Below are 11064 nucleotides of genomic sequence, written 5' to 3'. Positions count from 1 at the left end.
CATGAAGGCCTTCGACAAAGGCGAGTACCTCGGAAGTGGCTTCCGGAGCATTGGTGATGCTCGCGGGAGTATCAGTACCTCCGGGCAGGATTGCGTTCGCGCGGATGCCCTTCGCGCCAAACTCGGCGGCGAGGACTTGGGTCAGGCCGATCAGCCCTGCCTTGCTGGCGGCATAGGCGGCCATGCCGGGCATACCGACGCTGTAGCCTACGAACGAGCCCGTAAAAATCAACGACCCACCGCCTCGCGCGATCATCGCTGGCACCTGATATTTGGCGCCGAGGAAAGCACTTGTCAGATTGGTATCCAGCACGTCCCGCCATCCGGCCAACGACACGTCATGAACCGGCCCCGTCTCACCGACCGCACCCGCATTATTGAAAGCGATGTCGAGTCCTCCAAAGTGGTGGATCGCCGTCTCTACAACGAGTTTCGCGACAGCCTCGTCCCTCACGTCGCCCGCAACGGCTACCGCTTGACCGCCAGCTTCCACGATCTGCGCGACCAGTCTGTCGAGCTCTGTTTGGCGCCGCGCAGTCACGACCACCCTGGCACCCTCTCGTGCAAACATCTTCGCGGTCGCATACCCGATTCCAGAACTTGCCCCAGTAACGATGGCAACTTTGTTGGCCAGTGCGCTCATACTTTCTCTCCGTCGGTTGATGAAGCGCCACTGTGTTCCCGCACAAGCCAACTGTCTCGCCGTTTTCGGACGTGCAATTGCCCCGCTTCAAGGGCAACGCCGTGCCTTCCATGTGTTTGGTAGATCAATCATGAAGAAGTTATGTGGCTGCTTGGATCGCCAGTGACGCCCAACCATTCCATCGAGCGGACATCCAAAGGGCTGCGCCCTTCGGCTGCCGCTCATGTCAAACGTTAGGCGCCAAGGGCAGCAATGCGCAAGTTCGTATCCACAAGCTCACTCATTCTGGTCGCCGTCGGCGTCGCTACGGCTGCAGTTGGCGTCCTCTTTACGTTTCCCGAAAATCCGCTTATCTGGCACGCGGCCACGTGGACGCTTGTCGCGGCGCTGGCTGGCCTGCTGGTACTTGTCCTTGTCTCGGGCTACGTTCTGGCGACGGATCGAGCAGCGAGGACGTGGCAGCGCACTACGGCGTTTCTGATCGGCTTCACGTGCTTGGTGGCGATTGCGATCGGGTCACTTTAGATCGCACACTTGGCGCGTGGGCACCCACCAGGGTCGCAACGTCGGTTGGCGCCTAACAATTCATTCAAGCCGAACGGATAGGATAGTTCCTACGCTTTAGTGGACACCCTGAACTACCACTTCAGGAGTCCTCACCATGCCCAAACCAGGTCCGCGAACCACCTACCGATATACCGATGATTTCAAGGCGACAGCCGTCCGTTTGAGCCAGTTGCCCGGAGTCGCGGTACAGGATGTTGCTGCATCGCTTTACATCCATCCTTTCATGCTGTCTCGTTGGCGCAAACAGGCGCGCGAGGGTGTGATCATGACGAAGGGTGTGGCGGTGGATAAGGCCGTGGCGGCAGAGCTCAAGGAGCTGCGCCGCGTGAAGAAGGCCTACGAGCGGCTGAAGCTCGAGCATGACCTTTTAAAAAAAGCGATCGCATTCACTTCCGGTCGAAAGGTGACGTCTTCGCTTTCATCAAGCAGCAGCAGGACCTCCACTCCGTGAGGTTGTTGTGCCGACTGTATGGCGTCAGCACGAGCGGGTTCTACGCATGGCGCGATCGGCCAGCCCACGGACCCTGGAGGATGTGCGCCTGCTCGGGAAGATTCGCCAGATCCATGATGACAGTCGGCAGACCTATGGCAGCCCGCGCGTGCACAGGGAACTGCAAAACGAGGGCGAGCCGGTCGGACGCCGTCGGATCGAGCGATTGATGCGAGACAACGCCGTGCGAGGCTGCTTGGCCGACCTGTATCGACGCTGCCCGGGTGTGGATCGCTTCTTCTCCAGCGTCGACAATCACGTCCATGAGCTAAAGGTGGATCGACTCGATCAGGTGTGGGTCACGGACGTGACGTACTTGAAAGTGTCGAGCACGTGGCGCTACCTGGCCACGGTCATGGACCGCTACTCGCGACGGTTGCTGGGCTGGTCGCTGGGCTCGGACCGAACGGCTCGCCTCACCCGTCGGGCGCTGGCCGCCGCCTTGCGCCAACGCAAGCCGCCCGCCGGCACGCTGTTGCACAGTGATCGCGGTGTGGAGTTTCTGGCCAGCGATTTCAAGCAGGCGCTGGCCAGCGCCGGGTTGGTGCAGAGCGTGAACCGCCCGCATCGCATGACCGATAACGCGCACATGGAATCGTGGAACAAATCCATGAAGTCCGACATGTACCACCGCCAGAACTTCACCAGCGAGACCAAGCTCAGAGCTGCCGTGCGCAGCTACATCGATTTCTACAACAGCAAGCGCTTACACTCAGCACTGGGCTATCGCTCTCCCGTCGAGTTCGAAGCCTTGGCTGCCTAACCAAAGAGTGTCCACTTTTGCGTAGGAACTCTCTCCTCAATACACACGCGCATTTCGATCACGCGGGCGGCATCGCGCAACTCGCGCATGACACGGGCGCACAGGTCATTGCGAGTGCCGCGGATACGTCAGCGCTAGAACGCGGTGGTCGCGGCGACCCGGAATACGGCGACAAGTTTCCATTCCCGCCGGTGAATGTGGTGCGCACGATGAAAGACGGCGAGCATTTGCAGCTTGGTGACCTGATGTTGACCGCACATGCAACACCCGGGCACACCAAGGGCAATATGACCTTGACGTGGATGTCGTGCGAGGACAAGCGCTGTCTGCACATGGTGGACATCGGTAGCCTGTCGGCGCCCGGCTACAAATTGGTTGAGAATTCAAAGTACCGGGACATCGTCAAGGATTTCGAGCACAGCTTCGCGATGGTTGCGACGTTGCCTTGCGATATCGCGCTCAATCCGCATCCCGGCGCGGTACATTTCTGGGCACGCGTGGCCAATCGCAAACAAGGCGATGTGAATGCATTGGTCTGACCCCACAGGATGTCGCGGCTACGCGAAAGAGGCACGCGAAAATTTCGAAGCGGAATTAGCAAATCAACGCACGGGCGCTGCTTTGGTAAAGTAGCAGCGACTTTTGGGTTAATGTCAGCACAAGATGCCACAGTTGCTCGAAGTGGCGCCCAACAAATCGCTGCAGCCGACCGCCATCCCGCTATGCGGTCTGTCGGCGGCTGAGCTCAGGCGTTAGGGCTATCCGCATGAGACTGATAATTTCACTATTTGTCTTGGTCATGCTTACCAGCTGCGCAACTTCTCCGCCGGAGTCGACGCCGCCTGGGACGGCGGCGATTGACGCTGAAGCTGCCCGCCTCATGAAGACTGAAAACGTACAGGGAATGGCACTTGCTGTCGCCCCAAGAACGGGGTCGGGTTTACTTCTTTCGTGCAGTAAGGGCCGGTAACTCAACCCGACCCCGTTCTTCGGTACGGAGTTCAACGCCAAGGTTCTGGGGCAATGCTCCAGGGAAGCGTCCGATCGGTTTGGCGGCTGCGCCAATCACGTCACGCGTGGCAGGTCCACTGGAGACATGTGCGTTCACTAGGCATCAGGAAACACATGTTCGCTATTCGCGGCCAAGCTCAAGCCACGGACGCTCCATTCATAGCGTCGTTGCAATAGGCGCATGCGCTCGCCCCTCCGCTCCTGGCGGCCGTCAACGCCCATCTGACGGGTAAAGGCTTGGTGCAATCACTGTAAAGTCAGCCTAACCACGTTACTGAGCAATGGGGTTTAGAAGGGCGGCGCACGAGTTCGCTGGACCAACACCCTGAACGCCCCGCGCCTTGATAGGAATGACATGCCGCTTGATCAAGACATCGAGATACTGGATTTAATCAATGCGATTGCACATCAGGCAACCGCAGGCATGCAGCGTGCCTTGAAGGACGCCGGGATCGGGTTGGCCGCAATGGAGGCGCGGACGCTGCGCTTTGTTTCGCGCCACCCCGGGTGCACCCAGAGCGACATCGTTCGCGAGAGCGGCCGTGACAAGGCGCAGATCGCGCGTGTTGTCAAAGTGCTGCTGGAACGAGGCGACATCGCGCGCCTGCCAAACGAACCGGACCTGAGGCGCGGGCGTCTGCGCATTACGCCCGAGGGTTCGGTATCTTACGAACAAGCAGAGCACCTGCGATCGGAGGTGGCCGCTTCAATGGTCGGGGGAGTAACGGCGAAGGAACGAACGCAACTCAGCCGGCTTCTGCGCCGGGTGGTGAAAGGCTCTGCTGCGGTTAAGTAGCTAGTTGACTTTATCAACCGATTTGGGTCAAATGTTGATCAGGTCAACTGTCTGTTGGGCATGTCATGGGCGAAATCGAATCGATAGACATCAGTGAGGCACGGGCGGCATTGCGCGCCAAGCTTGCCGCGCAGACGCCGCAGATCCTCATCGGTGGGCGCTGGAGACAGTCGCGCTCGCGGAAGATCTTACAAGTGGACGACCCGGCCGATGGTAGCCAGCTCGCCGCGGTGGCGGCAGGTGACGACAGGGACATCGACGATGCCGTGGCGGCCGCGCGCGCGGCTTTTCGCCAGGGACCCTGGTCGCGCTTGCCCGCTTCCCGCCGCGCCGCGATGCTCTTCGCCCTCGCCGATTCCATTGAACAAGAGCAGGTGGAGCTCTCCCTGATGGAGTCGCTGGACGCGGGTCATACCGTACGCTCAATTGAAGGCGGCGATTTGCCGTTGGGCATCCGCTCCTTGCGCGATTACGCCGGATGGGCCACCAAGGTGGCTGGCGAGGTATCAATGCAACCGACGGGTGTGCCAGCGATGGACTATTTCCTGCGCGAGCCGATCGGCGTCGCCGCCATCATCACGCCATGGAACGCGCCCTTCCTCATGGTGTTGCAAAAAGTTGCCGCCGCGTTGGCCGCAGGATGCACGACCGTCGTCAAGCCTGCAGAATTGGCGCCATTGACGGCCTTGCGGCTCGGCGAACTGTGCCACCAAGTAGGCATCCCGGACGGCGTAGTCAATATTGTCACCGGTATCGGCGCATCGGCAGGCCAGGCGCTCGCGGAACACCCCGACGTCAACATGATCAGCTTCACCGGCTCAACTTCCGTCGGCAAATCGATCATGGCGGCGGCCGCGCACAGCAATCTCAAGCGAGTGGTGCTGGAACTCGGCGGAAAGTCGCCGGTGCTGGTGTTCGCCGACGCGGACCTGGACAAGGCCGCGCGGGCAATCGTTGCCGAGATCACTTTCAAAAGCGGCCAGTACTGTGCAGCCGGCTCCCGCGTCTTCGTGCAGCGCTCGGTCTATGAGCCTTTTCTCGAACGGCTCCGGCAGGCAATGGATGTGTTGCGTATCGGGCCGGGCTATGACGCTTCGAGTGACATGGGGCCGATGATTTCAGCGCAGCAGCGTGCCCGGGCCCTTGACATCGTCCAGCACAGCGTCGCGGCTGGCGCCCGGGCCATGCGTGGCGGACGGGCTCGCACTGGGCCCGGCTATTTTTTCGAACCAACGATTCTTGTAGACACCGTGCAGGGCATGCGCGCATCGCGCGAGGAAATCTTCGCGCCCGTTCTAGTGGTCAATGCTTTCGACGACGGGGCGCCACTGGAAGCCGTCGCCGGATTGGCCAATGACACCCAGTACGGCTTGTCGGCCAAACTCTGGACCCGCGACATGCGAACAGCCCACACCCTTATCCGGCTGCTGGAATCCGGCCAAGTGATCGTGAACGGGGGCGGCGGAGAAGCGACGCTGCCCTTCGGGGGCTTCAAGCAATCGGGCTATGGCCGAGAAAATGGCCATGTTGGCTTGTCAGCGTTTACCGAAATCAAAGCCGTTCGTCTCGGGTACTAGCAATAACGGACGGCTACGCCGCCGCTTAACTCCAGCGTTGCATTACACAACTTGTAATACGAAGTGAGCAAAGGTGCGGTCGTTGCCCTTGCTGGTGCCCAAGAGCCTCACTTGTGTAACGTACAACCTGACAGTTCAGTCAAGCGGACGCGCTGGATGTACGTGGTTGACCAGTTCTACGACAAGCGGCATTCAGATGCAGCCAAGCACCGCGCGCGACGCTAGATGACGGCTCCTCGTCCAAATCGAAACGACGTCATGCGGGTCGTCCGTGCGCGTGAGAACAATCTGCGCAATGTCAGTATTGATATCCCGAAGAAGCTGATCACTGTGTTCACCGGCGTCTCGGGGTCGGGCAAGTCTTCGTTGGTCTTCGACACGATTGCCGCTGAATCGCAACGTCAGTTGAACGAGACCTTTCCCGCCTTCGTTCGCAACCGCTTGCCGCATTACGGTCAGCCCGATGTGGATGCGCTGGAAAACCTGTCGCCGGCGATCATCGTCGATCAGAAACGGATCGGCGGCAATGCGCGTTCGACCGTTGGCACCGCGACCGACATCTATGCTTTGCTGCGGTTGCTGTTCTCGCGGATCGGATCGCCTCCCGTGGGCGAATCTTCGGTCTTTTCGTTCAACCATCCTGAAGGGATGTGCCCGACCTGTCTGGGCCTCGGCACCGTTGTGGCCGTCGACGGGGAAGAACTGGTCGATCGCACCAAGTCGCTGAACCAGGGCGCGCTCACCTTCCTCGGCTTCAATGTCGGTGGCGCGCGGTGGAAACGCTACGTCAATTCGGGACTATTCGACAACGACAAGCGACTCGCCCGCTACACCAAAGCCGAATGGCGGCTGCTGATGCACCAAGCGCCGATGGTGCTGAAGGATCCGCCCGCCGACTGGTACAACAGTTCGAAGTATGAAGGCGTCGTCGATCGCTTCACCCGAGGGTACCTTAAGAAGTCGCCAGAGCAGTTGAAACCCGATGAGCGCGAGGCGGTAGCGCGGGTCGCGACGCGCGGCCGCTGCCCGGAGTGCAAGGGCTATCGGCTCAATCGCAGAATCCTCAGCTCGAGGATCGCAGGCCGCCACATCGGCCAGTTTGCGGCGCTGTCGGTCGCGGACCTGATCCCGGTTGTCCGCGTCATCGGCGATCCGCGGGCTGTGACGATCGTGGCGGCGACCGTCGCACATCTAGAAAGTCTTGTCGCGATCGGGCTCGGCTACCTCAGCCTCGACCGGCAGACCTCGACGCTGTCGGGCGGCGAATCGCAGCGCGTGAAGATGGTCCGTCATCTCGGCAGCAGTCTGTCCGACATGACCTATATCCTCGACGAACCGAGCATCGGCCTCCATCCGCGCGACGTGCATCAGCTCAATAGGTTGATCGTCGGGCTGCGCGACAAAGGCAACACGGTGCTGGTGGTCGAGCACGACCCGGACGTCATCGCCATCGCCGACCATGTGGTCGACATGGGGCCGGGTGCAGGAACGCACGGAGGCACGGTGGTTTTCGAGGGAACCGTGGCTGCGCTCGCCAAGGCGAAAACGCTGACTGGCCGGTTCCTGCGCGGCGGTGTTACCTTGAAGACCGAGGTGCGAATGCCTGATGGCGCGTTCCGCATCCGCAAGGCCAGACTCAACAATCTGGCGGCGATCGACGTGGACATTCCGCGCGGTGTTCTGACGGTGGTCACAGGCGTCGCTGGATCGGGCAAGACCAGCCTGATAAACGGCGTGCTGATACGCCAACACCCCGATATCGTCTGTGTTGATCAAGGGGCGCTCACGGGCTCGATTCGATCGAACATGGCGACCTATACGGGCGTGCTCGATCCGATCCGGGCCCTGTTCGCTGGGGAGAACGGCGTCAGCGCCTCGTTGTTCAGCGCAAACTCGACGGGCGCCTGCCCGGCATGCCGTGGTCTTGGCGAAGTCACCCTCGACCTCGCGTTCATGGATTCGATCACCAGCGTTTGCGAGACATGCCACGGTAGGCGCTTCCGCGACGACGTACTCGCGCTGACATACGGCGGCATGGCGATTGATGCGGTGATGAATTTGACTGCAGAAGGCGCGATCGCGTTCTTCGACGACCAGCCCGATGTACGCGATCCGCTCGAGGGCGTCGTCGAAGTGGGCCTGGGCTATCTTACGCTCGGCCAACCGCTCAGCACGCTGTCGGGTGGCGAACGTCAGCGGATCAAGTTGGCGACCGAACTCCAGAACAGCGGCCAGACCTACGTCCTCGACGAGCCAACTACCGGCCTCCATATGTCCGATGTCGCCCGGCTGATCGCCCTGATGGACCGGCTCGTAGACAACGGCTCGAGCGTGATCGCGATCGAGCACAACCTCGATGTCGTCGCGCGCGCCGACTGGATTATCGACATGGGTCCAGGCGCCGGTCGCGACGGCGGACATGTTGTCGCACAAGGAACCCCGACGCATGTCATGTCCGAAAAGGATTCGGTAACGGGAGTCTTTCTGGCGACACATGTTCGCGCGGATAACTAGCTGCGACGTGTGCGGGCCGTCTCACCTGCAAGAACGGGGTCGGGTTTACTTAAGAGAGATCGACGCTGCTGAAAGCGAACTGGGCCACAAACTTCCGGCTGTTTTGCTGCAGCTGTACGCTGCCCGCGGCAACGGCGGCTTTGGGCCGAAGTACGGGCTACTCGGCATCAGTTCTGGGCACATCACTGATCTTGGCGACACAGCGCTTAACCTGTATCGCACTTGGCGCACACCAGACCCCGAAGATCCGACCTGGACTTGGCCAGTAGCACTGCTGCCTCTCTTGCATGTCGGCTGCGCTATCCACTACCGCTTGGACTTGGCAGACCCGAACTGCCGCGTGCTCAAATTCGACCCGAATGGCCATGGCCCCGGCGACAATTGGAGCGGAGCATTTACGGTAGTCTCTCCGTCACTGAAGCCGTGGCTCGCAGGGCTCTAACAATTCGTTCAAGCCGAACCCGCTTCGCTACACCAACAACATGGCAGGTAAAGCTTGCCATGTTGTTGGCTCCGCTACGCAGGTCGGCTTAACTCAGCAACTGTCTTGTGATTAGTCGGGTCAAGCCATAATTAGACCCTCCGCACGCAGCTCATCGCGCCGCCTGGCATTGATGATGCCGAGCAGCTTGCGCATGCAGGACACCAGCGCGACCTTGCCCAACTTTCCGCGTGCACGCAGTTGCTGGTAGTGCGCCTTCATCATCGGATCCCAGCGCACGGCCGACAGCGTGGCCATGTAGAGCGCAACGCGTACCGGGGCGCGCCCGCCACGGATGCGACGCTTGCCCTGGCCCTGCCCGCTGTCACGGTTCATCGGTGCCACGCCGGCGAGTTTGGCGATCTGCCGGCGATCAAGATGACCAAGCTCGGGCAGCAGCGCCAGCGCGGTCGCCTGGAACACGGGACCGAGTCCCTTGCTGGAGCGCAGCGCGGGCGTGGCGTGTTGTTGGATCAGTGCCTTCATGGTGCGCTCGATCGCCGCCAGCTCGCGGACCAATGCGGCGATGGTGCGAGTGGCCAGCTTACGAACCGATGGCGATGCCATCGCCGCCTGTTGCTTCTGGGCTTGTAGCAGGGTGACCACCTGGCCCCGTCGGCGCAGCCAGTCGCGCAACTCGCGCTGCCACGGCGGCGGGGCGACGTACCGGCGGAGGCGATCTGCGAACATCCGGGCCATCAACGCCAACAAACGCGCATCAATGGCATCGGTCTTGGCCAGCTCGCCAGTGGCACGCGCGAAGTCGCGGGCCTGGCGCGGATTCACCCGTGCAATCCACAGCCCGGCATCGCAGCAGGCGTCCAACAGCGGCTCTTCGTAACCGCCGGTGGCTTCCACCACGATCCTGGACGCACCCAACGCCACCAGGCGCTTGATGATCTTGGCAATCCCGGCTCGGGTGTTGGGAAACCGGGCGACGCCGGTCTGTCCATCCACACCAATATCCAAAGCGCCTTTACCCACATCGATCCCTACTGCCGTCATGTCCGTTCTCCGTTACAGTTGGCCGGTCGAGAGCATCGCGCCTGAGGCCCACGCTTATCGGTTCGAGGGAAACCTCGATCAACTGTTCGGGCGCAGGGCGCGAGATCCGGCGTACGGCCCCTGCTGAATTACGGTGGTCTGACACCGAGGCGTTATCGGGCGCGCACGCCGGGCTCTCGGCGCTTAGGCTAGGGGAAACTCAAGACATAAGGTGTTAGCCAGTAGAGCATGCTTATCCGCGATTTCATTCCGGGCGAGGAAATGGAACTTCGGCGTGTATTCATGTCGTCCGTTCATACGCTTGCCTGCGACTTCTATACGAAAGAACAACTCGATGCCTGGGCGCCTGCTGCCTACGACCAGCAGAAGTGGATAAGCAAGATCACGGCCCTGCGTCCGTTCGTTGCGACAATTGAAGGTCGAGTAGTTGGCTACGCGGATCTCCAGGCGTCTGGCTACATTGATCACTTTTTCGTATCAGGAGACTCTTCTGGACGAGGCATCGGAAGCGCACTTATCCAGCATGTCCATGAAGTTGCGGCCGAGCGCGAGTTGTCGCAGCTGTCCGCTCTTGTGAGCCTTTCCGCAGAGGGGTTCTTCACCAAGCACGGATTTCTAGTGGATGAGCGCCAGACGGTAGTTGTCACGGGCATCCCAATAGCAAACTCAAGGATGAGTAAGGCGCTGCCGGCTAACAGCTCATTCAAGCCGAACCCGCGTCGCGAGTCGGATTAGTTGGCGTTGGCGAACGCGCGCTGCTGGCCGAAGGCGGACCTTGCGCCAGGCTGATCGGTGGTGCTCCCGGTCATCTTCTCGCAGCAAGAGAGTGGATGGCACTAACAAAGGGGCCAGAGGAGATATCTGTTTGAATCCGATATTTCCTCTGGCCCCTTTGTTCGCCGCCTTTGTTCGTAGTGCCGGAGGTGCGCGCTTGCATGCTGTCTTACGCCTGCGCGCGTTCCCGGTTCCGCTGCTCCTGCGCCTGCAGGATCCGGCGCAGGCTCCCTTCGATCCAGTCCGCAAGCGCCCTGACTTTCTCCGCGGCCTCCCGGCCCAGCGGCGTCAGCCGGTATTCCACGCGCGGCGGGATCACTTCATAGGCGAAGCGGCGGACGCGGGTCTCCAGCACCAGCACGCCCCAGCGGCTGGTGACGTGCTTGAGCCCCTCGCGCGAGGGGGAGGCGGCCAAGAGGAATTGGTGTAAGTCCTACACTGGT

General features: G+C 61.0%; 12 protein-coding genes. 9 read left to right on the top strand and 3 right to left on the bottom strand.

Translation table 11 applies throughout. The features are described from left to right. Nucleotides 1–643, bottom strand: a 643-nt coding sequence (locus ACW7G1_RS12805) for an SDR family oxidoreductase (protein WP_456980138.1), incomplete at its 3' end; no start/stop codon positions are given. 252 nt (nucleotides 644–895) lie between these two features. Between ACW7G1_RS12805 and ACW7G1_RS12800 the strand changes: the two genes are divergently transcribed. The 8 genes from ACW7G1_RS12800 to ACW7G1_RS12765 all read left to right on the top strand — a co-directional run bounded on the left by ACW7G1_RS12800 (nucleotide 896) and on the right by ACW7G1_RS12765 (nucleotide 8803). Next, nucleotides 896–1168, top strand: coding sequence for a hypothetical protein (locus ACW7G1_RS12800; protein WP_456980137.1), 273 nt, complete (start codon nucleotides 896–898; stop codon nucleotides 1166–1168). A 136-nt stretch (nucleotides 1169–1304) separates the two neighbouring features. Beyond that, the gene (locus tag ACW7G1_RS12795; protein WP_456980136.1) at nucleotides 1305–1661 is read left to right on the top strand and encodes a transposase; all 357 of its coding nucleotides are present in this window, start codon (nucleotides 1305–1307) and stop codon (nucleotides 1659–1661) included. 46 nt (nucleotides 1662–1707) lie between these two features. Beyond that, the gene (locus tag ACW7G1_RS12790; RefSeq protein ID WP_456980135.1) at nucleotides 1708–2463 is read left to right on the top strand and encodes an IS3 family transposase; all 756 of its coding nucleotides are present in this window, start codon (nucleotides 1708–1710) and stop codon (nucleotides 2461–2463) included. A gap of 17 nt (nucleotides 2464–2480) precedes the next feature. Further along, the gene (locus ACW7G1_RS12785; protein ID WP_456980134.1) at nucleotides 2481–3002 is read left to right on the top strand and encodes an MBL fold metallo-hydrolase; all 522 of its coding nucleotides are present in this window, start codon (nucleotides 2481–2483) and stop codon (nucleotides 3000–3002) included. 827 nt (nucleotides 3003–3829) lie between these two features. Next, nucleotides 3830–4270: a MarR family winged helix-turn-helix transcriptional regulator gene (locus ACW7G1_RS12780; RefSeq protein ID WP_456980133.1), complete on the top strand. Its 441-nt coding sequence runs from the start codon at nucleotides 3830–3832 to the stop codon at nucleotides 4268–4270. 65 nt (nucleotides 4271–4335) lie between these two features. Beyond that, nucleotides 4336–5847: an aldehyde dehydrogenase family protein gene (locus tag ACW7G1_RS12775; protein WP_456980132.1), complete on the top strand. Its 1512-nt coding sequence runs from the start codon at nucleotides 4336–4338 to the stop codon at nucleotides 5845–5847. Nucleotides 5848–6105: 258 nt separating this feature from the next. After that, entirely contained in the window at nucleotides 6106–8361 is a 2256-nt protein-coding gene (locus tag ACW7G1_RS12770) for an ATP-binding cassette domain-containing protein (protein WP_456980131.1), read from the top strand. Beyond that, nucleotides 8342–8803, top strand: coding sequence for an SMI1/KNR4 family protein (locus tag ACW7G1_RS12765; RefSeq protein ID WP_456980130.1), 462 nt, complete (start codon nucleotides 8342–8344; stop codon nucleotides 8801–8803). The genes ACW7G1_RS12770 and ACW7G1_RS12765 overlap by 20 nt, the downstream gene beginning before the upstream one ends. Nucleotides 8804–8923: 120 nt before the next feature. On the opposite strand, the gene ACW7G1_RS12760 is transcribed toward ACW7G1_RS12765, so the two are convergent. Then, nucleotides 8924–9847, bottom strand: coding sequence for an IS110 family RNA-guided transposase (locus ACW7G1_RS12760; RefSeq protein ID WP_456980129.1), 924 nt, complete (start codon nucleotides 9845–9847; stop codon nucleotides 8924–8926). A gap of 228 nt (nucleotides 9848–10075) precedes the next feature. On the opposite strand from ACW7G1_RS12760, the gene ACW7G1_RS12755 reads away from it, so the two are divergent. Continuing rightward, on the top strand, nucleotides 10076–10582 hold the full coding sequence (locus ACW7G1_RS12755) for a GNAT family N-acetyltransferase (protein WP_456980128.1): 507 nt from the start codon (nucleotides 10076–10078) through the stop codon (nucleotides 10580–10582). 208 nt (nucleotides 10583–10790) lie between these two features. Here ACW7G1_RS12755 and ACW7G1_RS12750 read toward each other — a convergent pair whose 3' ends face one another. Beyond that, nucleotides 10791–11036 carry a winged helix-turn-helix transcriptional regulator gene (locus ACW7G1_RS12750; protein WP_456980127.1) on the bottom strand — a complete coding sequence of 82 codons (246 nt, stop codon included), beginning with the start codon at nucleotides 11034–11036 and terminating at the stop codon, nucleotides 10791–10793. Nucleotides 11037–11064: the final 28 nt, after the last annotated feature.

This window comes from Lysobacter sp. A378, from assembly GCF_054052125.1.
Note: the sequence above shows the minus strand (reverse complement) of the source record. Positions and strands in the feature narration are given on the sequence as shown.

Excerpts from the sequence above, each read along its gene's own strand:
- ACW7G1_RS12765 (WP_456980130.1), top strand. The coding sequence starts at position 8,342 with ATGTTCGCGCGGATAACTAGCTGCGACGTGTGCGGGCCGTCTCACCTG.
- ACW7G1_RS12760 (WP_456980129.1), bottom strand. The coding sequence starts at position 9,847 with ATGACGGCAGTAGGGATCGATGTGGGTAAAGGCGCTTTGGATATTGGT.
- ACW7G1_RS12775 (WP_456980132.1), top strand. The coding sequence starts at position 4,336 with ATGGGCGAAATCGAATCGATAGACATCAGTGAGGCACGGGCGGCATTG.
- ACW7G1_RS12790 (WP_456980135.1), top strand. The coding sequence starts at position 1,708 with ATGGCGCGATCGGCCAGCCCACGGACCCTGGAGGATGTGCGCCTGCTC.
- ACW7G1_RS12770 (WP_456980131.1), top strand. The coding sequence starts at position 6,106 with ATGCGGGTCGTCCGTGCGCGTGAGAACAATCTGCGCAATGTCAGTATT.
- ACW7G1_RS12795 (WP_456980136.1), top strand. The coding sequence starts at position 1,305 with ATGCCCAAACCAGGTCCGCGAACCACCTACCGATATACCGATGATTTC.
- ACW7G1_RS12755 (WP_456980128.1), top strand. The coding sequence starts at position 10,076 with ATGCTTATCCGCGATTTCATTCCGGGCGAGGAAATGGAACTTCGGCGT.
- ACW7G1_RS12800 (WP_456980137.1), top strand. The coding sequence starts at position 896 with ATGCGCAAGTTCGTATCCACAAGCTCACTCATTCTGGTCGCCGTCGGC.
- ACW7G1_RS12780 (WP_456980133.1), top strand. The coding sequence starts at position 3,830 with ATGCCGCTTGATCAAGACATCGAGATACTGGATTTAATCAATGCGATT.